Origin of the sequence: uncultured Stenotrophomonas sp. (assembly GCF_963519925.1) — a bacterium.
Lineage (GTDB): Bacteria > Pseudomonadota > Gammaproteobacteria > Xanthomonadales > Xanthomonadaceae > Stenotrophomonas > Stenotrophomonas maltophilia_AE.
Genome location: NZ_CAUQPH010000012.1, coordinates 32,852 through 56,557, shown reverse-complemented (window position 1 = coordinate 56,557; position 23,706 = coordinate 32,852). Strand labels below are relative to the sequence as shown.

Below are 23,706 nucleotides of genomic sequence, written 5' to 3'. Positions count from 1 at the left end.
CCTCCGCGCAGTCCGGCGGCGGCGGTGGCCAGACCTGGGCCAGCGTCGACACCGACGGCGACGGCGCCATCAGCAAGTCCGAGGCATCCGTGAACGCCGGCCTCGCCCAGGTGTTCGACCAGGCCGACAGCAACAAGGACGGCAAGCTCACCCCGGACGAATACAAAGCCTACGTAGCCGCCCAGCAGGGCGCAGCCGCCGGCGGCAACGCCGCCCCGGGCCGCTGACGCATCGGGCGGGCGCCGTTCATGGCGCCCGCCCGCAGCGCCGACGGTAGCGCTGCCGGTAGTGCCGACTGTTAGTCGGCACACCCCATCCGGAGCCCACAACCCAGCAGCACCCCTGAAACCGCTGGACAACGGTGAACGGTCAGGAAGGGCGGCCTCGGCCGCCCTTCCTTCTTTCCGCCTTGTTATCCTTCCCCGATGATGACCTCCCTGCCAACACCCACGGCGCCATCGGTCTGGTCGGTTTTGACGGTGACGACACGCTGTGGAAGAGCGAGGACTATTACCGCAAGGCCGAGCTGGAATACCTCAACATCCTGGCGCGTTACATCGACGTGCATGACACCGCCACCGCGCGGCACCTGCTCGATGTGCAGCAGCGCAACCTCGGCGTGTTCGGCTATGGCGTCAAGGGCATGACCCTGTCGATGCTGGAAGCCGCCATCGAAATTACCGAACAGAAGATCGCCGCCCGCGACCTGCAGCTGATCCTGGACATCGGCCATGAGACCCTGCGCCATCCGGTCGAACTGATCGACGGCGTACGCGAATCGGTGGCCGAGATCGCCCGCGACTACCCGGTGGTACTGATCACCAAGGGTGACCTGTTCCACCAGGAAGCCAAGATCAAGGTCGCCAACCTGCGCGACCTGTTCCCGCGCATCGAGATCGTGTCCGAGAAGGACCCGGAAACCTACGCCCGCGTCCTGGAGGAATTCGACCTGCCGATGGAGCGTTTCGTCATGGTCGGCAACTCGCTGCGCTCGGACATCGAACCGGTGGTCACGCTCGGCGGCTGGGGCATCCACACCCCGTACGCAGTGACCTGGGCGCACGAGACCCAGCATGGCGTGGCCGCCGACGAGCCGCGCATGGTCGAAGCGGCTACCGCCTTCGACTGGCCGCAGGCCCTGCGCGCCATCGAAGCCAAGGCGGCGGGCGGTTGAGCCGATGAAGGTCCTGCGCGCGCTGCTGGTGGCATTGCTGCTGTGGCTGCCGTTGCAGGCGGCCGCGCAGCAGACCGCCGCCGAGTCCGATGCCTACCAGGTGGACACCGGCGACAGCTGGGTGGACGCCCAGCTGCAGGACATCAACCGCTATGCCGAGCGCTACCCGGACAGTTTCCTCGACGAGGTCGCCCGCTATGCCGGGGTCTCGCGCGGCTACATCGCCGCGCTGTTCCAGACCCACGGCTGGCAGGCCGGCGACATCTACTTTGCCTGTTTCTGGAGCAAGGTGACCGAACGATCCTGCCGCGACAGCGTCAAAGCGTGGTCGCAGGCGGTCCCGGAAGAAGGGCAGCCCAAGCGCTGGGGCGACGTCGTCGCCGACATGCCTGTCACCCCGACCAACCTGCACTGGCGCGCCCTGCGCCACGCCATCGTCGCCAGCCACGACCATTGGGACCGCCCGGTGACGCTGGACGCCACCCTGAAAGCCCAGCTGGGCGACCGCGCCAAGCGCGACGGTGCGGCCACGGAAGCTGCCACCATACGCGACCGCTGACGCAAGGCGCGGTAATGCACGCAGAGGGCTGATCGGGGTGCGGTAGGGTCGGTTCCCAAACGACCGCCGATAGGGTGCCCGCGTTCGGTGATGGCATGACCTCCGGCGGGGACGGCTTTTGTTTGTGCCCGTGGTCATGCGTTACCGGGCGTTGGCCTGCCATCGGCGGTCGTTTGGGAACCGACCCTACCGCGGCGGTTCCGAGTGCCGCCCTGATGCTGCTCTGCACCTCGCCGCCTCCGCTCCGCTGCGCGACAATACGCGCCTGCTTTTCCCTTCGTGTTCCATTGCCGAGTACGTAATGAGCGCCGACCGTTTCGTTTCACCCGACGATATCCGCAGCCTGTTCGCCCAGGCCATGTCCACCATGTACCGCACCGAAGTGCCGCTCTACGGCAACCTGGTCGACCTGGTGGCCGAGATCAACGATGCCGTGCTCACCGACAACCCGGCCCTGGCCGAGCAGCTCGAGCGCAATGACGAGCGCGCCCGCCTGGCCCAGGAACGCCACGGCGCCATCCGCGTCGGCACCGCCGACGAGCTCGCCACCCTGGGCCGCCTGTTCGCGGTGATGGGGATGTACCCGATCGGCTATTACGACCTCTCCGTGGCCGGCGTGCCGGTGCACTCCACCGCCTTCCGCCCGCGTACCGCCTCAGCGCTGGCCGCCAATCCGTTCCGCGTGTTCACTTCGCTGCTGCGACTGGAACTGATCGAAGACCAAGCGCTGCGCGGCGAAGCCGCACGCATCCTCGCACGCCGCCGCATCTTCACCGACGACGCGCTGGCGCTGATCGCACAGGCCGAACGCGACGGTGGCCTCGATGCAACCGACGCGCGCCGCTTCGTGCTGGCCGCGTTGGAAACCTTCCGCTGGCACAGCGATGCCACCGTCTCGCTGGCCACCTACAACGCGCTGAGCAACGCGCACCGGCTGGTGGCAGACGTGGTCAGCTTCCGCGGTCCGCACATCAACCACCTCACCCCGCGCACGCTGGACATCGACGCCGCCCAGGCCGGCATGCTCGCCCGTGGCATCGATGCCAAGGCCGTGGTCGAAGGCCCACCGCCGCGCCGCTGTCCGATCCTGCTGCGCCAGACCAGCTTCAAGGCGCTGGAAGAAACCGTGAACTTCCCACGCGGCGAGGGCGGCGATGCCGGCACGCACACCGCGCGCTTCGGCGAGATCGAACAGCGTGGCCTGGCGCTCACCCCGAAGGGCCGCGCGCTGTATGACCAGCTGCTGGCCCAGGCGCGCGACGCCGGCGGTGCCGGCAGTACCGGCCAGGACTATGCAACGCGCCTGGCCGCGGCGTTCACTGCCTTCCCCGACGACCACGACACCCTGCGCCGCGAAGGGCTGGGCTACTACCGCTACGCCCTCACCGACGCCGGTCGCGCCGATCCGTCGGCCGTGGGTGACCTACCCGCCGAAGCGCTGGTGGCCGCAGGCCTGGCCAGTGCCGACCCGATCGTCTACGAAGATTTCCTGCCGGTCAGTGCCGCGGGTATTTTCCAGTCCAACCTGGGCGGGGAAGAGCAGCGCGCCTACGCCGCGCACGCCAACCGCGATGCCTTCGAGCAGGCATTGGGCAAGAAGGTGGAAGACGAGTTCGCCATCTACGAGCGCCTGCAGCAGGAATCGCTGGACAGCCTGCGCAGGTGATGGCGCGCATGCGCCACGACCAACGGTCGTGGCCTACCGGATTGCACCAACCCGGTAGGTACCGACCGTTGGTCGGTACATGGCATCAACGCGCCACCCCCGGTGGGTACCGACCGTTGGTCGGTACATGGCATCAACGCGCCACCCCCGGTAGGTACCGACCGTTGGTCGGTACATGGCCTCATGCGTTCAATGTCGTTCCAACGCGCGCTGCGAACAAAAAACGCCGGGAATTCCCGGCGTTCTCATGCATTCCATCAGATCTTCATCGTGCCCGTCTCCAACCACCGCTGGTGCCACGACAACGCTTCCGGCAACAGGTGCGGGGTGTGCTTGCCGTAGCTGTCCCGGCTCGCCCGCTCGAAATAATCGTTCAACTGGTCGCGGAACTCCGGGTGCGCGCAGTTATCAATCACCGCACGCGCGCGCTTGCGCGGCGGCAGCCCACGCAGATCCGCCAACCCCTGTTCGGTCACGATCACCGACACATCGTGCTCGGTGTGGTCCACATGGCTCACCATCGGCACGATCGCGGAAATGGTGCCGTTCTTCGCCGTGGACGGGCTGAGGAACGCCGACAGGAACCCGTTGCGCGCGAAATCGCCCGACCCGCCAATTCCATTCATGATCCGCGTGCCCATCACGTGGGTGGAATTGACGTTGCCGTACAGATCCACCTCGATCATCCCGTTCATGCCGATGCAGCCCAGGCGGCGCACCAGTTCCGGATGGTTGGAAATCTCCTGCGTGCGCATGATGATGCGCTCGCGGTAGAAATCGATGTGCTCCTTGAACGTCTCATTGGCCTGCGGGCTCAGCGCGAACCCGGTGCACGAGGCGTAGCTCAGCACCCCGTCGCGCAGCAGGTCCAGCATGCCGTCCTGGATCACCTCGGTGAACGCGCTCAGGTCACGGAAGCCGCTCTTTCCCAGCCCCGCCAGCACCGCGTTGGGAATGTTGCCCACGCCGCTCTGCAGCGGCAGCAGGTTGGCCGGCAGGCGGCCGCGCGCCACTTCGTGTTTCAGGAACTCGATCAGGTATGCGGCAATCTGCTCGCTGGTCTGGTCGATCGGGCTGAACGGGCTGTTGCGGTCGGGTCCGTTGGTGCGCACCACCGCCACGATCTTGTCCGGGTCGCAGTGCAGCGCGGTTTCGCCGATGCGGTCGTTGCCGTGGATCAGCGGAATCGGCTTGCGATGCGGCGGCAGCGCGGTGCCGTAGTAGATGTCGTGCATGCCGTCCACACCGGCCGGCTGCCATTCGTTGACCTCGACGATCACCTTCTTGGCTAGGTCCAGCCAGGTCTTGTTGTTGCCCACCGAGGTGGAGGGCACCAGCGAACCATCTTCGCGGATCGCGGAAACTTCGATCACCGCCGTATCGATCTCGCCATAGAACCCGAACCCCACATGCTGCGCGACGTGGCTGAGGTGGATGTCGATGTAATCCAGCAGGCCGGCGTTGATGCGGTTGCGCGCGTCCGGGTCGCTCTGGAACGGCATGCGCATGGCGATACCATCGGCCTTGGCCAGCGCGCCATCCAGTTCCGGCGCGGTCGAGGCACCGGTCATCAGGCTGATCTGGAAGGGCAGGTGGTCGGCGTGGAACGCCTCGATGCGCTGCGCCAGCGCCACCGGTACCGCCTTGGGGTAGCCCGAACCGGTGAAACCACTCATGGCCACCGTTTCACCCGGCTGGATCAGCGCGGCGGCGGCTTCGGCAGATACAACGCGAGCGCGCAGGCGCGCGTCGGCAATGCGATCAACGGACATGACGACTACGTTTTGTGGGGGATATTCATTATCCGCCATACCACCCCCGTGCCGGGTGCGACCAAGGTGGAATGGCGCTCTCCGGGTATATGAGCTCCTATTCAGTTAAATGAGCGCATCTGTACCCGCCAGTATTGTTTTGCAGTGCAGCGTGCAACTTGTTCGCGGAGCCTAGAAGATCGCCCTGCATCCCGACGTGGGGGAGGGAGCAGAGCCCGCTGGCAGTTCGCTGCAAGCGGGCTTTTTTATGTCTGGAATTCGGCAGATGCCCAATTCACTGAAGGGCACTGCGCCATGCCGGTCGGACGGCGGTGCCTTGGTAGGGTCGCATCCCAATCGACCGCCGTTGGATCACCCGCGTTCGATGGGGCATGACCTTGGGCGGGGAAGGCCTTTACGTTCACCAACGGTCATGCGTTACCGCGCGTTGACCCGTTATCGGCGGTCGTTTGGGAACCGACCCTACCGCACCGTGTCCGTGCCATTCGGGGGCCGCGCGCGGCCCCGTGCATAATCGCTTCATGCCGATTCCTGCCGATGCCGTCCCCGCCGCCCTCGTCCCCCTGGTCGACCGCGCGCTCGCCCGTCTTGCGCTCAGCCTGAACGACTCAGGATCCTGGCCGCCCCCGGAACCGGTCCTCGCCCAGCTCCGCCTGCTGGCCATCACCAGCGACTTCGCCATCGACACGCTGTGCCGACAGCCCGCACTTTTGTCGCAATTAACCCAAAACGACTGCCCGCCGCTGCCGCTCCCGGAACTCGATCCGCAGCAGCCGGCGGACTGGCCGGTGCGCCTGCGCCGCTACCGCACCGCCTGTTCCACGCGCCTGATCTGGCGCGACCTGGAAGGCCTGGACGACGTGCCCGCCACCCTCGCCGGGGCCACCCGCCTGGCCGAGGAATGCCTGGGCCTGGCGCTGGCCGCGCTGGAGCAGGAATTCGCCACCCGCCACGGCGTGGTCCGCGCCGCCGACGGAAGCGCCCAGCAGCTGGTGGTATTCGGCCTGGGCAAGCTCGGCGGCGGCGAGCTCAACTTCAGTTCCGACGTCGACCTGGTCTACGCCTACCCGCAGGGCGGCGAATCCGACGGCGCGCGCCCGCTCGCGGCCGAGGAATACTTCGCCCGGCTCGGCCAGCGCCTCGCACGCCTGCTCGACGACACCACCGTGGACGGCTTCAGCCACCGCGTCGACCTGCGCCTGCGCCCCTTCGGCAGCGCTGGCCGCGTCGCGCTCTCCTTCGCCGGCATGGACCAGTACTTCCAGCGCGAAGGCCGCGACTGGGAGCGCTACGCCTGGCTCAAGGCGCGCGCCGTGGCCGGTGACATCGCCGCCGGCGAAGCCTGGCTGCAGTCCCTGCGCCCCTTCGTCTACCGCCGCTACCTCGACTTCACCGCGCTCGACGGCCTGCGCGAAATGAAGGCCGCGATCACCGCCGAAGTCTCGCGCCGCGACATGTTCGACGACATCAAGCGCGGCCCCGGCGGCATCCGCGAAATCGAGTTCCTCGCGCAGGCCCTGCAGCTCATCCGCGGTGGCCGCGAAGCCAGCCTGCGCGAGCGCCGCCTGCTGCACGCGCTGCCGGCGCTGGTCGCCTGCGGGCAGATGGCCGCACAGGACGGCGACGACCTGCTGCACGCCTACGGCTTCCTGCGCCAGCTGGAAAACCGGTTGCAGATGCTGCGCGACGCCCAGACCCACGCGCTGCCCGCCGACCCCACCGACCGCCTGCGCATCGCCTGCGGGCTCGGCTACGCCGACTGGGACGCGCTGCTGGCCGCGCTGGATGTGCAGCGCGAACGGGTCAGCACCGAATTTGCCGCGCTGCTCGCGCCGCGTGCCGGGCAGGCTGCCCCGGATGCGCTGGCCAACTACTGGCGCGGCATGCCCGACCGGGGCGATGCCGAAGTACTGGCCAACGCCGGCTTCCACGATCCCAACGGTGCCGACCAGTCCCTGCGCGACTTCGCCCAGTCACTGGGCGTGAAATCGCTCAGCGACACCGCCCGCGCACGCCTCGACCGCGTGCTGCCCGCCCTGCTGCACGCCGCCACCCGTTCGCCGCAGCCCGACGCCGCGCTCAAGCGCGTGCTCGGCCTGCTGCAGGCCATCCTGCGCCGCACCAGCTATCTGGCGCTGCTCGACGAACAACCCAGCGCGCTGTCGCGGCTGGTCGACGTGCTCGCGCGCAGCGCACTGCTGGCCGAACGCATCGCCGCCTACCCGTTGCTGCTGGACGAACTGCTCGACGTGCGCGTCTCCGGCCCCATGCCCGACGCCGCCGCGATGCAGGCCGAGTGCGATGCCGCCCTGGCCGTGGACGACCCGGAAGCCGCGCTTCGCCTGCTCAATGAAACCCGCCTCGCGCTGAGCTTCCGCATGGCCCTGGCCACGCTGGACGGCCGCCAGCGCGCCGTGGACAGCACCCGCCAGCTTGCCCAGCTTGCGCAAGCGGTGGTGGTCACCGCGCTGGCGATGGCGGATGCGGACATGCGCCGCGCGCACGGCGAAGTGCCCGGTGGGCGATTCGCGATCATCGGCTACGGCAGCCTGGGCGGTCTGGAGCTGGGCTTCGGATCGGACCTGGACCTGGTGTTCCTGCACGACCACCCGGCCGACCAGGACAGCAGCAACGGCGCGCGCCCGCTGGATCCGGGCCGCTGGTACGCGAGGCTGGCGCAGAAGGTGATGGCGCTGCTCGGCGCGGTCACCGCCGCCGGACGCCTGTACGACATCGACGTGCGCCTGCGCCCGGACGGCGGCAAGGGGTCGCTGGTGTCCTCGCTGGCCAGCTACACCGAATACCAGCGCGAGCGCGCCTGGACCTGGGAACACCAGGCGTTGGTGCGCGCGCGCGGGATTGCCGGCGACGCCAGCCTGCTGGCCGACTTCGAACGGATCCGCGCCACCACCCTGGCCAAATCGCGCGAACGCGACGTGCTGTTCGCCGACGTCATCAAGATGCGCGGCCGCATGCGCACCGAACTGGACCGCAGCGACGCCGCGCGCTGGGACCTGAAGCAGGGCGCCGGCGGCATCGTGGACCTCGAGTTCCTGTTGCAGACCGGCGTGCTCGACAGCGCCGCCAGCCACCCGCAGGTGGTGGAGCCGCGCGACACCCCGAGCCTGATCGACCAGCTCGCCAGCATCGCCTGGCTGCCGGGCGGCACCCGCGAGGCGCTGCACGAAGCGCACGCCGCGTTGCTGGACGTGGGATTGGCGTGCACGCTGGACAGGAGACCGCGCTTGGCGGTGCCAACGCCCGCCCTGGAAGAAGCGCAGCGCGTCATCACCGCAGCCTGCGAAGCAGCCGAACTGCCGTTCGGTAGGGTCGGTTCCCAAACGACCGCCGATAGCGGTTCAACATTCGGTAACGCATGACCTTGGACCAAAACAAACGCCGTCCCCAACGATGTTCATGCCACAACCGATCGCGGAAAACGTAACGGCGGGGCGCTCCTCCGCATCCTGCGGCCGCGCCACTCGTGCATCCATGCACATCGTCGACAGGGATGCGACCCTACCGGTACTCCATCGCAACGTGCTTGGACCCATCAAGCCGTGCGGAAATGCCTCTCGGTAGGGTCGGTTCCCAAACGACCGCCGATAGCGGTACAACATTCGGTAACGCATGACCCCGGACCAAAGCAAACGCCCTCCCCGACGATGTTCATGCCACAACCGAACGCGGAAAACGTAACGGCGGTCGACAGGGATGCGACCCTACCGGCAGTCCATCATTACGTGCCTGCACCCATCACGCCGTACGCGGCGCCATCTTCCACAGCAACGCGCGGAACGGTGCCAGCAGGAACACGCCGATGGCCAGCTTCACCGCCAGGTCGCCCGCTGCCCAGCTCACCCACGGCAGGCTGGAGCCGGCAAACGCAATGCTCCAGAAGATCGTCGTATCCAACGTCGCACTGCACGTGGTCGCCACCATCGGCGCGCGCCACCAATGCCCGCGCCGCAAGCGATCAAACACGGTGATATCCAGCAGCTGCGCCGCAATGAACGCCAGGCACGAGGCCACCGCAATGCGCGGTGTGGCGATCCAGATCGACAACACCACCGCCAACGCAAACCCGGCCCATGCCACCCTGCGTGCCGCCGCGGGACCAAACCGGCGGTTGATCAGATTGCTCACCAGGAACGCCACCGGGTAGCTGAAGGCGCCCCAGGTCAGCCAGTCGTTGATCGGGTACTGCACCAGCACGTTCGAGCCCAGCACCACTGCGCCCATGGCCAGCACCGCCAGCAGCAGCGAGCGCGGGGTCAACGGAGCGAACACGATGTCAGGGCGCGCAGTCATGGCGTACCAGGGGCAGGGCAGGGAAGCCGCGGATTATCCCCGCTCCGCGCCCCCGCAGCCACCCCGCGCTCTTCACCTGACGATTCGGCCCAATCTAATGATTCATCTCATCAATCGGCCCGGCCAAGGCGATCCACCTCACCGATCGGCCCGACGCAACGATCCACCCCACCAACCGGCTCGACGCAACGATCCATCTCACGGGCCGCCCCGACGCAATGAACCCCCGTAGAGCCACGCCCTGCGTGGCTGCTCTCCTACCATCGCTCGCTGGAACTACTCGCCGCCGCATCCGCCGTCGGCAAAAACGCCAGCGCCGTGCCCTGCGCATCGGCCACCATCCACCCGGCACCGGCCTCGGTGGGCGTGAAGGCCAACACATCGCCGGCCTTCAGCGCCTGTGCCGGACTGTCATCCCGCGCAGGCCACTGCACCACAGCCAGGTCGGCAGGTGCCTCCGGGTTCTTCAATGCCACCTGGTACGCACCATCAGCCTGCCGCTCCACCTTCTCCACGGTAAGCGGCGGCAGCGGACCGGCCTTCGTGCCAGCGGTGCCAGTCCCCTTCCCCTTGGCCGCGCTGCGCCGCTCCGAACCCTTCGCCGACCCCTTAAACCCCGCCGCCGTCAGCCAGATCGGCGCGGTAACCACGGCGATGCTCACGTAAGCACTGAGCGCCGCATAGCTCACCGACTGCTGGCTCGGGGTGAAGTGCTGCGCACCGGCCTGCGGTGCGGCAATGGCCACGCTCAATGCCACGGCCAGGATCGAATAACGCTTCATGCCAACTCCTTCTGCAAAGGCGGTACCAGCAACATGCCGGCATCGCAAAAATGAGTCACGGCTTCGGTGCCGCCATCCCCGCCACCGGCACATGCGCCACGCTCAGCTCCTGCGCCAGCGCCCCGCGCTTCTGCAGGAAATCAAACACCGATTCCACCGTTACCACCGAATAATTCCCGGAAACGCGCTCGCTGGCCGGGTGGTCGGTAGTGGCCGCATTGGCCGAGAAGAACCGCGCGCCCAACCGCTTGCCCACGCCGATATGCAACGAACTGGGCTGGTACATCTGCTCCTTCAACCACGTCTGCACCTGCGCGCGTCGCACCAGCAACGTGCCATCGCGCGACTGTGCGATCGCCGCCGCCAGCACCTCCAGCACCCACTGGTTGGAGTTCTGGTATTCATCGCTGAAGGGATAGGCCACCACGCTGTAACGCGGTTCGTGCAGTGCCTTGGCCTGGATCGCGGGCGGCGTCAGCATCGCCTTCAACGCCGCGCGCACGGCCGGCGTCAGCACGCCCACGCGCAGGTCGGTATGCGTGCCGGTTTCGCCGATGAAGTTGCTCAGCCCCTCGCGGAACAGCGTGGATTCGGATGACTTGCAGCGGTTGAGCAGATGCACCGTGCGCCAGCTGCCGTCGTCCTCGCGCACCGCTAAGGCCAGATGGCTGTGGCGCAGGCCGTACCGGCTCAGGTCCTGGCCGCCGCGCGCGATGATCACCACATCGACGTCGTCCAGGGCTTCCAGGGCTTCATCGGCGCGCTGCGCAACATCGAACATCGATGCCAGCGCGGCCGGGGTGGGGTGGCGCTCCATGCACTCGGGCTGTTGCGACTGTGCCTGCGCGGCGGGGACAGCCAGCCAAAGAACCGCGCACAGCAGTGCGGGCAGCGCGATGCGCTTCATGGGCGGTGCGGGGCAGGGCAGGTCCATTGCAGGTCAGTCTCCAGCGGTACGGGGCCGCGCGGGCATCATAGCCGTACCAGGCTGTCTGCCGACCAACGGTCGGCGCTACCGGGGTGCGGCAACGGCGGGTAGTGACACCCCACGGGTGTCATCGCAGACCCAGACCACACCAGCATCATCCCCCGTTCACCGGCTCAACTCCCGCGCACAGGGCTCACTCACCGGTACGGGCGGATCCTCCGGCCAGCGCTCCTTCTTCTGCGCGTCCGTGCGCGGCGGCTGGTTGCGATACGCAGTGAGCTCCTTGTGGCAGCTCCACGACACCGCGTCCTGCCCGGTGGGCATGCTGGAACACCCCGCCATCAACACGACAATCAATCCCAACACCGCACTACGCATGCGCGTCCTCCGTCCCTGGTGAACCTCGAATCTACCGCATCGTCGCCGCATCGACAGCCACGCACGCACCGCGGTCAAGCGCGGATACCCAACGCCTCGCGCACCTGCGCAGCAACGCGCCCGGTTTCGCGCAACGGTTCAATCGGGCCCACGCAACTCCAGTCCAGCCAGCGTTCCTGCAAGCGCCCACGCGCGCGCAGCGCCTGCTGGAACTGCACCATGCGCCCCTGCGCCTGCTGTTCCAGTGCCACCGCCACCGGCAGGCGCGTGCCGCAGGCTTCGGAGAGCAGGTTCACCGAATCGGGCGATACCACCACCCGGTCGGCCCAGCCCAGCAGCCCCGCGTACGGGTTCACCCCGTCGCCGCCATCGCCCCAGATCACATGCGGCACATCGGCGAAAGCACTGCGCAGCACCCCCACCAGCGCCGGCGGCGTGCGCCGCGACGTGGTGGCCAGCAGGCTGCCGCCCTCCGCGCGCAGCTGCTCGGCCAGCTGCTGGAACACCTTCACCATGTCCGGCTCGTGCCACGGCGCGTGCGGGGTCGGCCCACCTACCAGCAGCGCCGTACGCGGCCCCGGCAGCTCGCCGAAACCGGCAAACGCCGCACGGCCCACCGCAAGCCAGTCATCGTCCACCGGGTTCAAGCTGCCGAGCAGGGTGAGCACATTGCCGCCGCGCAGGCGGTCGTGCTCGGGCACCACCAGCAGGTCCCAATGGCGCGTGCCCAGCCGCGGGTCCAGGATCTGCACCACCTTGCTGCCACGCCGGCGCAGTTCGCGCAGCGCCCCGGCCGCCTGGCGTCCACAGCCCACCGCCAGCTGCGGCGGTTGCGCAGTCAATGACGCGAATGCCTCGCCATAGCCCCCGGCCATGCCCGGCAGCCAGCGCGGCGCCGCCCACTTCCACGGCGCGCGCGGCAACAACACCAGCGGCCGATGCACCCCCAGCTTCAGTGCCGTGGCCAGCGCCACCGCCTGCCGGACATTGCCGGCGCGACCGTCAGTGATCGTCCAGGGCGGACTCCATCGTTTCACGTGTGGCATTAATTCGTTTCAATAAGGCTGGGTGTTGCAACAGTCGCGACACTCTACACTGCGAGCCTTCGCCGGCCGCCGCTGCCCTTAAGGTAGCGCACGGTGAACAGGATTCCCTTTCTACCGGAGGCTTCATGTCCAACGTGCTCAACGATGCTGCGCTCGACCAGTTGTTCCGTACCGCCCGTACCCAGAACGCCTTCCTCGACAAGCCGGTGGAAGACGACCAGCTCAAGGCGCTGTACGACCTGCTGAAGTGGGGCCCCACCGCCGCCAACGGCAGCCCGGCGCGCTTCGTGTTCGTGAAGTCCGCCGAAGCCAAGGCCAAGCTGGCCCCCGCGCTGTCCGAAGGCAACCACGACAAGACCCTGGCCGCGCCGGTCACCGTGATCATCGGCTTCGACGAAGACTTCCACGAAAAGCTGCCGTACCTGTTCCCGCACACCGACGCCAAGGCCTGGTTCGACGGCCCGCGCGAAGGCCGCCACGAATCGGCGTTCCGCAACGGCAGCCTGCAGGGCGCCTACCTGATCCTGGCCGCGCGCGCGCTGGGCCTGGACGCCGGCCCGATGAGCGGTTTCGACCCGGCCAAGGTCGACGAAGCCTTCTTCAAGGGCACCACCATCAAGTCGAATTTCCTGGTCAATCTGGGTTACGGTGATTCTTCGGGCCTGTTCCCGCGCCTGCCTCGCCTGTCCTTCGACGAAGCGGCCCGCATCGCCTAAGCGTTTCCGCCGGAGAGAACGGCCTGGCGCCGTTCTCGACGTCGCGCAGTGACGGCCCGAAGGGTATGCACCCCGCTGGCCGGTACCATTGGCCTGTCCCTGCGGACGGGCTGTTGCACCCCTTCCTGTGTTCCCTTCCCATTCGAGAGAGAGACCTGCCATGATCGTGACCCGCAAACTGCTGCTGCCGTTGGCCCTGACCCTGGCCATCGCCGCCTGCTCCAAGCCGGCTGAAGAAACCGCCGCCCCGGCCGCCGACGCCACCCCGGCCGCTGCCGCCACCGCACCGGCCGAACCGGCTGCTGCCCCGGCCGCCGCCCCGGCTGCCGACGCCATCCAGATCGCCTCGGGCACCTACAAGCTCGACCCGAGCCACACCGACGTGCTGGCCCAGTGGAGCCACTTCGGCTTCTCGCACCCGACCGCTCACTTCGGCTCGGCCGAAGGCACCCTGGTGTATGACGCCGCCGACGTGACCAAGAGCACCGTGGAAGTGAAGCTGCCGCTGACCGGCCTGAACAGCTTCACCGCCAAGTTCGACGAACACCTGCGCAGCGCCGACTTCTTCGACGCCGCCAAGTTCCCGGCCGCCACCTTCAAGAGCACCAAGGTGGAAGCTGCCGGCACCAACAAGCTGAAGGTTACCGGCGACCTGACCATCAAGGACATCACCAAGCCGGTGACCCTGGACGTGACCGTCAACGGCGGCGGCGAGCACCCGATGGCCAAGGTGCCGGCGGCTGGTTTCGACGCCACCACCACCATCAAGCGCAGCGACTTCGGCGTGGGCGCCTACGCCCCGAACGTGAGCGACGAAGTGAACATCCGCATCACCACCGAAGCCACCGGCGAAAAGCCGGCTGCCTAAGCGGTAACGATGTTGAACGCAAAAATCCCGCCGAAAGGCGGGATTTTTGTTTGTGCGGCGGCGACGGGATAACGGAACTCCGCACCGGACGGGGGCTGCATTGGTAGGGTCGGTTCCCAAACGACCGCACGTAACGGCACAACGTCCGGTAACGCATGACCTGTACCGAAACAACCACCGTCCCAGCCCCCACAGCGTCACACCGCGGCGATCTTCACCAACCACCCGGTAGCAAAATCCGTAGGCAACCGCCGCGCAGGCGCAGTCAACCCGCTCTCCCGCAAAAACACATGCGTAGCCTGCGCGAAATTCTGCCGCGCAATCAACGCCGTCTGCTTCACCGCACCCTGCTGCTTGCGCAGCTGCACGATCTGCAGGCTCGGCTTCCCCGGCAGCGCATACTTCTGGTAACGGCGCAGCTCATCGGCCACCAGCGTGATATCCGCATTGGCCTGCACCAGCGCCAGCTGCGCCCGTGCCAGCGGCAATACCGCCTCGCGCATCGGCACCGTGGCCTGCGGCGCGGCAGTGGCCAGCGCGGCATCCAGCGCGGGATCAGCGCGCTCCAGGCGCGCGATCAGGTCGGCCAGGGCCGGAAGAGAAACTGCTTGCATCGAAAGTGGGCCGGGCAAAACGCGATTGTCGCATGGGGCGGGTCACGACCAACGGTCGTGACCTACCGGGGTGTGCGGACAACGGAGCGTTTGCAGGGCACGGGGTGCGCCGCCCGACCACACAGGGCCGGAACCCACCGGGGCCGGAACCCACCGGGGACGGAACGCACCCGGGGCCGGAACCCACCGGGGCCGGAACCCACCCGGCGCCGGAACCCACCCGGGGCCGGAACGCCACCCGGTAGCGCCGGCCGTTGGCCGGCCCACGCAGTGTCCCACCGTTCCAAACACCGAAACCACAGCTCCGCCGGCTGGGCTGCCCTTCGTCGGGGTTCCCACGGCCGGCCAACGGCCGGCGCTACCGGGTGACGTTCCGGCGGTACCGACCCACCGGCGGTAGCGCACGACCGTTGGTCGTGCGCCCACCCCGGTGGCGCGCGCTTCAATCCCCCTCATGCCCCGCATGCGCCTTCCAATACCCCTTCGAGCGGATCCACTCCTTCGGTACCCCCAGGTGCCCCTCGATGTACTTGCGCATCATCCGCGCCCGGCGCGACTCCGCGGCAATCCAGTAGAACGTATCGCCCTCGGGCTCCTCGAAATCCGTCAACACATCCTCCAGCAACGTACTGTTGGCCGCATCAAACCCATTGCGCTCCAACCACGACACCCGGATCCGCTCATCCTCAGGCAGCGCCTGGCGATCCTCCGCCTCCGGAATCTCGATATACACCTCCGCCCGCGCCTGCTCCGGCAGCGTCTCCAACCACCGCCCGATCGCCGGCAGCGCCGTCTCATCGCCAAACAGCACATACGTATCGAAATCATCCGCCGTAATGTGCGACCCACGCGGCCCACCCACCGCAATCGCATGCCCCGGCTGCGCATTGGCCGCCCAGCGCGACGCCACCCCGTCGCCGTGCATCACGAAGTCGATGGCCAGCTCGTTGCTCTCCAGGTCCCACCAGCGCGGCGTGTAATCGCGCGCAGGGGAGGGCAGTTGGCCCTCCGGATACCGCGGGCCTTCCGGCGTCATCGTCGGCACCACGAACTGGCCTTCCTCATTCGGGAAGAACAGCTTCACGTGGTCATCCGGCGAAGGCGAATCGAAGCCCTCCAGCGCCTCCCCGCCCACGATCACCCGGCGCATGCAAGGGCTGATCTCCTCGGTGCGCAGCACCTCCAGTGGGCGGAACTTCACGGTGTGGCGCACCAGTTTGTTTTCATGCAAAGCCATGGCGATGTACCTGTTTCAATGCCGCCGCAGCGGCGTATGGGGGAAAGACCTGGCTGGCGCGAAGCGGGCGGGGTCGAAAGGAATAGGGGAAAAATCAGCGCCCGAGCGCGCGGATCCGCGCAGCGGCCTCGCCCAGCGCCTGGGCAACCGCCGCCGCGTTATCGTCCTGCCAATGCGCGTGGTGCAGGCCCAGCGCCTGTTTCAGCTCACGCAGCGCATCGCGCACCACCGGCGGCAGGTTGGCCTTGGCGATCATGCGCGCGCTGTGCCGCACCCGCTGCATCGCCGCGTCCACCTCCGCGCGCTGCGCCGCCAGCTCGGCCTGGCCCAGCGCCGTGAGCTGGTAGCGCTTGCGCCCGGCCTCTTCCAGCGCCGTCACCCAGCCCGCGGCCTCGAACTGCCCCAGTACCGGGTAGATCGCACCCGCACTGGGCGTATACACCCGCACGAACATCTCGCTGATGCACTGGATCAGCTCATAGCCATGGCGCGGCTGCGCCGCCAGCAGCGAAAGCACCAGCAAGCGCAGGTCGCCCCGGCTGAGCGGGCGGGAGGTAAGCGGACGGGCAGGCCCATCCAGATCACGCGAGGGGGTCATTTCGATATATCGAATGAAGTGGACAAAAGATATATCGAAATCGACCACCCGTGTAGAGCCACGCCCTGCGTGGCTGCGCAATCGTTCAGCAAACCGGTGAGCTCTGGATGGTCTGCGTGCAGCCACGCAGGGCGTGGCTCTACGCCCGGTTGTCCACCACAACGGTACGTCTCCCAGGTGGAACACTCCGCTGGTGCCAGGCCATTCAATGACAACGCTAGCCAACGCGGCGCCCTTAAAACCGGCCCCGCATCAACCTGAAGCCGCCCGTGGAACCGAACAAACACCTCCCCACACTGTCGCTCTCTGTCCCCAAGACACAACGCCACCCCTTCCATACGCACCCGTAGCGAAGTAAGCAAACCCATTGGTGCGCTACACTTTGCGGCTAGAAATCAAAAACAGTCGCGCGCGTGCGTGCGGTCATGGGAGCGCTAATGAACTGGTTGAACGAGGTGCTGAACAACGACCCGAATCCTGTGGAAACCCAGGAATGGATCGAGTCGCTGAAGGCCGTTATTGATGTCGAGGGCCCTGAGCGCGCGCATCAGCTGTTGGAAGGCATGGTGGAACTCACCCGTCGTTCGGGTGCTTACCTGCCGTTCTCTCCCACCACCGAGTACGTGAACACCATCGCGCCGAACCTGGAGGCCAAGAGCCCGGGCAACGCCGAACTGGAATGGCGCATTCGTTCCATCATCCGCTGGAACGCCATGGCCACCGTGGTGCGCGCCAACCGCAAGCCGGGCGACCTGGGCGGCCACATCGCCAGCTTCGCCTCCGGCGCCACCCTGTACGACGTAGGCTTCAACCACTTCTGGCGCGCCCCCAGCGACAACCACCCCGGCGACCTGCTCTTCATCCAGGGCCACAGCGCCCCGGGCATCTATGCGCGTTCCTTCCTGGAAGGCCGCATCGACGAGCAGCAGCTGGACAAGTTCCGCATGGAAGTCGACGGCGGCGGCCTGTCCAGCTACCCGCACCCGTGGCTGATGCCGGACTATTGGCAGACCCCCACCGTGTCCATGGGCCTGGGCCCGCTGGCCGCCATCTACCAGGCGCAGTTCCTGCGTTACCTGGAAAACCGTGGCCTGATCGAGAAGTCCGACCGCAAGGTGTGGTGCTTCATCGGCGACGGCGAGAGCGACGAGCCGGAAACCCTCGGCGCCATCGCGCTGGCCGGCCGTGAAGGCCTGGACAACCTGATCTTCGTGGTGAACTGCAACCTGCAGCGCCTCGACGGCCCGGTGCGCGGCAACGGCAAGATCATCCAGGAACTGGAAGGCGTGTTCCGTGGCGGCGGCTGGAATGTCATCAAGCTGCTGTGGGGCGGTTACTGGGATGCCCTGCTGGCCAAGGACACCAACGGTGTGTTGCGCAAGCTGATGATGGAAACCGTCGACGGCGAATACCAGAACTGCAAGGCCTTCGGCGGCGCGTACACGCGCGAGCATTTCTTCGGCAAGTACCCGGAAACCGCCGCCATGGTGGCCGGTCTGTCCGACGACGACATCTGGCGCCTGAACCGTGGCGGCCACGACCCGCACAAGGTGTATGCCGCGTACCACGAAGCGGTGAACACCAAGGGCATGCCGACCGTGATCCTGGCCAAGACGGTCAAGGGCTACGGCATGGGCAGCGCCGGTGAAGCGCTGAACCCGACCCACCAGACCAAGAAGCTGGACGACGAAGCGGTGCGCCACTTCCGCGACCGCTTCAACATTCCGGTGACCGACGAGCAGCTCAAGGACGGCCAAGTGCCGTTCTACCACCCGGGCCCGGACTCGCCGGAAGTGCAGTACCTGCAGGAGCGTCGCGCCGCACTGGGCGGTTACCTGCCGCAGCGTCGGCGCAAGGCCACCAAGAGCTTCAACGCACCGAAGCTGGAAGCCTACGAGCGCCTGCTCAAGAGCAGCGGCGAGCGCAGCTACTCCACCACCATGGCCTTCGTGCAGAGCCTGAACATCACCCTGCGCGACAAGGAACTGGGCCCGCACATCGTGCCGATCGTGGCCGACGAAGCCCGTACCTTCGGCATGGAAGGCCTGTTCCGCCAGATCGGCATCTACGCGCCGTTCGGCCAGAAGTACAAGCCGGTCGACGCCGACCAGCTCATGTTCTACCGCGAAGACCAGAGCGGCCAGGTGCTGCAGCAGGGCATCAGCGAGCCGGGCGCCATCAGCTCCTGGATGGCCGCCGGTACCAGCTACTCGGTGTCCAACGTGCCGATGCTGCCGTTCTACATCTACTACAGCATGTTCGGCTTCCAGCGCGTGGGCGACATTGCCTGGCAGGCCGCCGACATGCGTACCCGCGGCTTCCTGCTCGGCGGCACCGCCGGCCGCACCACGCTGAACGGTGAAGGCCTGCAGCACGAAGATGGCCACAGCCATCTCGCCGCTGGTGGCATTCCGAACGTGCGCAGCTACGACCCCACCTTCGGCTTCGAAGTCACGGTCATCCTGCAGCACGGCACCAAGCGCATGATGGAAGACCAGGTAGACGAGTACTACTACCTGACCCTGATGAACGAAAACTACACCCACCCGGAAATGCCGGAAGGTGCGGCCGAAGGCATCGTCAAGGGCATGTACCTGCTCACCGACGCCGGCAAGCCGAAGAAGAATGAGCTGCGCGTGCAGCTGATGGGCTCTGGCACCATCCTGCGCGAAGCCATTGAAGCGGCCGCCCTGCTGGAGAAGGACTTCGGCGTCACCGCCGACATCTGGAGCTGCCCCAGCTACAACGAACTGCGCCGCGATGGTTTCGACGCCGAGCGTTGGAACCGCCTGCACCCGGAAGAACCCCAGCGCAAGGCCTACGTGACCGAGCTGCTGGAAGACCGCCAGGGCCCGGTGATTGCCGCTACCGACTACGTGCGTGCGTATGCGGACCAGATCCGCGCGTTCGTGCCGGCTACGTTCACCGTGCTGGGTACCGATGGCTTCGGCCGTTCGGATACCCGTGCGAACCTGCGTCGCTTCTTCGAAGTGGACCGGTACTACATCGCGCATGCCGCGATTGCGGCGCTGGCCAAGGACGGGAAGATGACCGGGAAGGATGTGGCCCGGGCTATCAAGCAGTACAAGATTGATCCTGAGAAGGCTAATCCTGTCGGGGTTTGATTGAGTTCAAGCGTAAAGGGAAGGGGCAGCCTCGGCTGCCCCTTCTCGTGCGTAGGGACAAAATCAAGAAACCGGTAACTCGAGATGCGAAGGGGTGCAGTCAATGTTCTGCGTGCGTGCTATCTAACCGCCGTGGCCCCCGCGGTCGATTATGATGCGCCGCACGGTAAGTTCAGTGAGGAGCAATTGGTCGATCGCCATTCGTCTCTTCACTGAGTTGACGGGAATGATTGTTCCCATCCAGAATCACGTGAATTGGAAGATCGTAGTCCAGCCTTGAAGAACGCGTAGCGTCCGGTTGGGCGCCTAGTTCACCGCCAGAAGAGCATTCCAGATTACCAACCTCAGTCTCCGCAGATGAACTAGCCTAGTGGACCAGATAGGTGCACATTACCTTTGCCGATCAGCGAACTAGAGATACTTGTGAAAAAGCGCTAACTGCGTCCAGACGATTAGGGCCTCGTGCTGCCAAGGCCCTTCGCGCTTTTGTGTCTGACGTAGAGGCGGTTTCCTGCCTGTCGGACCTGCCCTACAAGTTCAAGTGGGCACAGCCAGGCGCTGGGCTGGTCTCCTTGGCTGATGGTCTGGAACTGGGCTTCACGTTCTACGATCGTGAGTCCGAAGGTGGAATATCCGAGATGCGCATTGACGGGGTGAAGGCCGATGCTTAAGAATACTGAATTCAATCCTGACTGGGTTTCGCCTCCTGGGGATACAATTTCTTTGTTGGTGGCCAAGGATGGGCTTAACAAGGCATGCGCGGCCAAGCGGCTTCACCTGAGCCAGAGTGCGTATGATGAGTTAATCGATGGGCGCATGCAGATTACAGAGCAGCTGGCTCACTCATTGGCTGAACTTATAGGTCCCTCTCAAAAGTTCTGGATTAATAGAGCTGAGCGTTACTCCGCCTCGCTTCGTAGGGCTGCGCTGCGCCTTCAAAGGGAAATTGCGTTCCCTGTCGCAGACATGAAGAAGTTCGGCTGGATACCGTCTCGGTCATCAGACGAAAGCGACCTCGCACTGGAAGTGGCGAGCTTCATGGGAGTGAGGTCCATCAGTGAGTTTGAAGACGCGTTCGGCACATTGGAGGAAGCTCTCGCATTTCGAAGGTCAGCCACATTCGCATCTGAGATCGGCGCAGTGTCGGCCTGGTATCGAGCTGCTGAGCTTCGATCTCAAGAGCTAGGAAGCATTAAGTGGAGCTCGGCGAGTTTCTTGTCAAGCCTTCCTGAGGCAAGGTCATACTCGCTGATTCGAGATCCAGCATTGTTCGTTCCGAAGCTTATTGACCTTTTTGCTAGCTGCGGAGTGGCGCTCTGTATACTGCCCGCTCCCTCAGGATGCCCCGTAAGTGGCATCGCGAAGGTTAGTCGTGGCCGTGCAATGATTTCCCTTAGCTCCAGACATCTAACCGACGATCACTTTTGGTTCTCGTTGTTTCACGAAGCTGCGCACCTCATCCTTCATTCCGATAAAATGTCAATCGAAATTGAAGGTGGCGTCACGGAAGAGGACGAGGTTGAAGCCAATAACTTTGCCGCGGAGTATCTTGTTCCAGAAGATAGGCAGGCCGATCTAATGAGCCTGCCGATCAATAAGTTCAGCATTGCCAGGTTCGCAAAATCCGTCGGAGTTGCTCCTGGTATCGTTGTGGGGCAGCTCCAGCACAAGGGAAGGCTTCGGTTCAACCAAATGAACTACTTAAAGGTCCGCTATAAGTGGCGCAGAGCTATCCTCGAAATGGCTTGAACGCAAGGGGACTCTTCTGCCAGTTGCAGATAGAGTCCTCCATAACTTGCATGTTATAGCCAAGTTCATTTCCAAGCTCCATCATCAGCGCCTCATAAACACCGGTCTTCTTGCCTTCTCCGAAAAGAAGCTTGGCACCTTGTAAGGGGCCAGTTGCGCCTTTCAAGTAAGGTGAGGGCGGTGAAAGCGGGGCGATGCCGGTTTTGCCAATCATCGTGAGATAATCGAATCGTCCGATGCGGCCGAAGCTTGCAACGGCTCCCATTTTTGCATACAAGTCATCGAAAGCAAGCCCACTGTCGCCAAAGGATCGCTGAAGTGCACCGTCGAACAGAGCCTGATGCCCGCCTGCACCCAGGACCCACCCCATATAACTAGTTACCGCGTGGCCTGTGCCATTCGGTTTTGTAGCACTGCGGGATGTGTATTTCCTATGGTTTCCGAAACGTCGCTTTACCCCGTCGTCCCCGCCCAGTATGCCCTGGCTTTCATCTAGCCAGCGAAGAAAGCCTTTCAAATTGGAACTTACAGCCTGCCAGGACCATGGCTCTCCACCCAGGCAGCCGTATACATCTCTCGTCAGGCGCCACTTGTCTTTAACGTGGTGGCCGAAGTGTGTGGCAAGGAAGACCAACCATGCAGCCTCGTCAATTTCGCCGCGTTGAACCATGTACACAGCGGCCCTAATAGGGTCGAACATGGCTGAGTGGGGATCGCATCTCAATGGCGATATCGTTCGTTCAGAAATTGTGGTGACGAAGTTAATTCTCCTTTGACTCTCCACGATCTGTGAGGCAAGTGAATCAATTGCGGCGTCATCTTCGATGCCCGGCGCATCTCTCCTGACTGCAAAGCTTTCAAGCCCCTGTTTAATAAGCTCGAGCGTATGAGCGTCTTTATTGCGCATATCAGTTTCCTTAGCCTAGCTCCAGCGCACTCTGAGTGGGCTCAGGTTCGTCCGTGCGTTCAGTGGGTGCTCTAAGATCGATGTATCGATCATAGAAATTGGTTGAAAGTTTGGACTTTAATCGGCGAGCTCCCTTATAGTCCCTTCGCTTAATCCGACTGAACGCAAGCAACAAAAGCATGAAGTCCATCCAGTAGCTTTCAATACTAGCGAGCTTGTCGGGAAGCTTTCCGTGCTCCCTAATGCTCTTTTCCGCATCAAGAAGAATGCGAATCGCGGGCCTTGGGCTGCCGACTGGCATGGCAGGCATTCCCTGCCTGCGCTGATAGCCGTCCCGTACAAACGCGCTAGCCTTTTTCTCATCGTTTTGATAAAGGTGAAGGCTTCCAACGAAATGCGTGTACCTTCCAACACTAATGCCAAGCTCTCGCGCAACTATCTCCTGTATCATAGTAAACGCAAAGATATCGTGCGGTAGGCCCATGAACGCGTCGTTGGATCGCATTGACGCAATCATATCCAGTTTGCTATTTCGGACCAAAAGCTGAATTGATATCGTGCATGGCACCTCAGTACGGTTGCGGAGATCCGTCTGTCGAAAAAGCTGAACCACCGCGCGTCGGCTAGTAGATTTCTCCCTAAGGAGAGCAATGACTTTGTATAGTTGGCCATTGTGGAATAGCCGCTTCCCGTAAGCGCCTCTTACAGTCATTCCGTCTGAGGATTCTTCCCTGTATTTGGCAATGTAATAGGCTATAAATTCTAAGTCGTCAGTGCCGGCAAGATACCAAAGAACTTCCCCGAGGCTGCTAAAGAGTCTGCCTTGTCTGATCCCGCGGCCCAAGCGAGCCCTGGGGTTCTTAAGAACAAGGCAGGCACCTGAAAGCTCCCTAGCATGGCCACGGGTAGCTTGAATAACGTGGTGCGGCCTCTCAAGTAGCTGTTTCAGGACCCTGAACTGCAGGTCATCAAGTGTCTCCGACACTATGCGCAAGGTTCGCCCTCCTCCTTTCCCCCGTTTACGCTTTATAGCACCCTTCTCTTGGCCCAACTAGCCCGGGCGCAGTTGCCGAGACAACGTCTTCGTGTGTATGAGTGGTGGCGCGCCCGCAGTGGTTCAGAGCACCATGTTGTCAAATTATGCTTGATGGTGCGCGAGCTTCATTAATACTAATCAATGAGCGCGTAAGCGTTATGGGTCACGACTAAAGAAAATGCGTCGATGCAGGCTCATCGATGGTTATTTCCGGCCAGGCTGTTCGACAGCATTCCACCC

Annotated in this window: 19 protein-coding genes and 1 pseudogene; 9 read left to right on the top strand and 11 right to left on the bottom strand. The window is 64.6% G+C overall.

Annotated features, from left to right (window positions below):
- From RWO33_RS04360 to RWO33_RS04345, 4 genes and pseudogenes are all read left to right on the top strand, one after another.
- Positions 1-227: pseudogene (locus RWO33_RS04360) on the top strand (EF-hand domain-containing protein); the annotation flags it as partial.
- Positions 228-409: 182 nt separating this feature from the next.
- A complete protein-coding gene (locus tag RWO33_RS04355; RefSeq protein WP_314102482.1) occupies positions 410-1,174 on the top strand; it encodes an HAD family hydrolase in 765 nt (254 codons plus the stop codon).
- Between the two features lie 4 nt (positions 1,175-1,178).
- Positions 1,179-1,733: a hypothetical protein gene (locus RWO33_RS04350; protein ID WP_314102480.1), complete on the top strand. Its 555-nt coding sequence runs from the start codon at positions 1,179-1,181 to the stop codon at positions 1,731-1,733.
- Positions 1,734-2,034: 301 nt separating this feature from the next.
- Positions 2,035-3,399, top strand: a complete 1,365-nt coding sequence (locus tag RWO33_RS04345; protein ID WP_314102478.1) for a VOC family protein — start codon at positions 2,035-2,037, stop codon at positions 3,397-3,399.
- 257 nt (positions 3,400-3,656) lie between these two features.
- Here RWO33_RS04345 and RWO33_RS04340 read toward each other — a convergent pair whose 3' ends face one another.
- Positions 3,657-5,171, bottom strand: a complete 1,515-nt coding sequence (locus RWO33_RS04340) for an acetyl-CoA hydrolase/transferase family protein (protein ID WP_314102476.1) — start codon at positions 5,169-5,171, stop codon at positions 3,657-3,659.
- Between the two features lie 521 nt (positions 5,172-5,692).
- On the opposite strand from RWO33_RS04340, the gene glnE reads away from it, so the two are divergent.
- Positions 5,693-8,551, top strand: coding sequence for a bifunctional [glutamate--ammonia ligase]-adenylyl-L-tyrosine phosphorylase/[glutamate--ammonia-ligase] adenylyltransferase (gene glnE / locus RWO33_RS04335; RefSeq protein WP_314102474.1), 2,859 nt, complete (start codon positions 5,693-5,695; stop codon positions 8,549-8,551).
- Between the two features lie 376 nt (positions 8,552-8,927).
- On the opposite strand, the gene RWO33_RS04330 is transcribed toward glnE, so the two are convergent.
- The 5 genes from RWO33_RS04330 to RWO33_RS04310 form a co-directional block, all read right to left on the bottom strand.
- Positions 8,928-9,482, bottom strand: coding sequence for a queuosine precursor transporter (locus RWO33_RS04330; RefSeq protein ID WP_145481274.1), 555 nt, complete (start codon positions 9,480-9,482; stop codon positions 8,928-8,930).
- Between the two features lie 257 nt (positions 9,483-9,739).
- Positions 9,740-10,264: a hypothetical protein gene (locus RWO33_RS04325; protein ID WP_314102472.1), complete on the bottom strand. Its 525-nt coding sequence runs from the start codon at positions 10,262-10,264 to the stop codon at positions 9,740-9,742.
- Between the two features lie 55 nt (positions 10,265-10,319).
- Positions 10,320-11,171, bottom strand: a complete 852-nt coding sequence (locus tag RWO33_RS04320) for a DUF2145 domain-containing protein (protein ID WP_314102493.1) — start codon at positions 11,169-11,171, stop codon at positions 10,320-10,322.
- Between the two features lie 186 nt (positions 11,172-11,357).
- Positions 11,358-11,570: a hypothetical protein gene (locus RWO33_RS04315; protein WP_314102470.1), complete on the bottom strand. Its 213-nt coding sequence runs from the start codon at positions 11,568-11,570 to the stop codon at positions 11,358-11,360.
- 74 nt (positions 11,571-11,644) lie between these two features.
- Positions 11,645-12,616, bottom strand: a complete 972-nt coding sequence (locus RWO33_RS04310) for a mitochondrial fission ELM1 family protein (protein WP_314102468.1) — start codon at positions 12,614-12,616, stop codon at positions 11,645-11,647.
- Between the two features lie 125 nt (positions 12,617-12,741).
- Between RWO33_RS04310 and RWO33_RS04305 the strand changes: the two genes are divergently transcribed.
- Both RWO33_RS04305 and RWO33_RS04300 read left to right on the top strand, forming a co-directional pair.
- Positions 12,742-13,332 (top strand): malonic semialdehyde reductase, encoded by a 591-nt coding sequence (locus RWO33_RS04305; RefSeq protein ID WP_145481281.1) that lies wholly within the window; start codon positions 12,742-12,744, stop codon positions 13,330-13,332.
- Positions 13,333-13,492: 160 nt separating this feature from the next.
- Complete coding sequence (locus RWO33_RS04300; protein ID WP_314102465.1) at positions 13,493-14,200, top strand: YceI family protein; 708 nt, start codon at positions 13,493-13,495, stop codon at positions 14,198-14,200.
- A gap of 197 nt (positions 14,201-14,397) precedes the next feature.
- Here the strand turns inward: RWO33_RS04300 and RWO33_RS04295 are convergent, their stop codons facing one another.
- From RWO33_RS04295 to RWO33_RS04285, 3 genes are all read right to left on the bottom strand, one after another.
- Positions 14,398-14,814 (bottom strand): hypothetical protein, encoded by a 417-nt coding sequence (locus tag RWO33_RS04295; protein WP_314102463.1) that lies wholly within the window; start codon positions 14,812-14,814, stop codon positions 14,398-14,400.
- Positions 14,815-15,256: 442 nt separating this feature from the next.
- Positions 15,257-16,051, bottom strand: a complete 795-nt coding sequence (locus RWO33_RS04290) for a siderophore-interacting protein (RefSeq protein WP_314102461.1) — start codon at positions 16,049-16,051, stop codon at positions 15,257-15,259.
- A 94-nt stretch (positions 16,052-16,145) separates the two neighbouring features.
- The gene (locus tag RWO33_RS04285; protein WP_314102459.1) at positions 16,146-16,649 is read right to left on the bottom strand and encodes a PadR family transcriptional regulator; all 504 of its coding nucleotides are present in this window, start codon (positions 16,647-16,649) and stop codon (positions 16,146-16,148) included.
- A gap of 437 nt (positions 16,650-17,086) precedes the next feature.
- Between RWO33_RS04285 and aceE the strand changes: the two genes are divergently transcribed.
- On the top strand, positions 17,087-19,774 hold the full coding sequence (aceE, locus tag RWO33_RS04280) for a pyruvate dehydrogenase (acetyl-transferring), homodimeric type (RefSeq protein ID WP_314102457.1): 2,688 nt from the start codon (positions 17,087-17,089) through the stop codon (positions 19,772-19,774).
- 663 nt (positions 19,775-20,437) lie between these two features.
- Positions 20,438-21,523, top strand: coding sequence for an ImmA/IrrE family metallo-endopeptidase (locus RWO33_RS04275; RefSeq protein ID WP_314102455.1), 1,086 nt, complete (start codon positions 20,438-20,440; stop codon positions 21,521-21,523).
- Here RWO33_RS04275 and RWO33_RS04270 read toward each other — a convergent pair.
- Complete coding sequence (locus RWO33_RS04270; protein WP_314102453.1) at positions 21,504-22,430, bottom strand: hypothetical protein; 927 nt, start codon at positions 22,428-22,430, stop codon at positions 21,504-21,506. The genes RWO33_RS04275 and RWO33_RS04270 overlap by 20 nt on opposite strands.
- Positions 22,431-22,440: 10 nt before the next feature.
- Complete coding sequence (locus tag RWO33_RS04265; protein WP_314102491.1) at positions 22,441-23,415, bottom strand: thymidylate synthase; 975 nt, start codon at positions 23,413-23,415, stop codon at positions 22,441-22,443.
- Between the last annotated feature and the right edge of the window lie 291 nt (positions 23,416-23,706).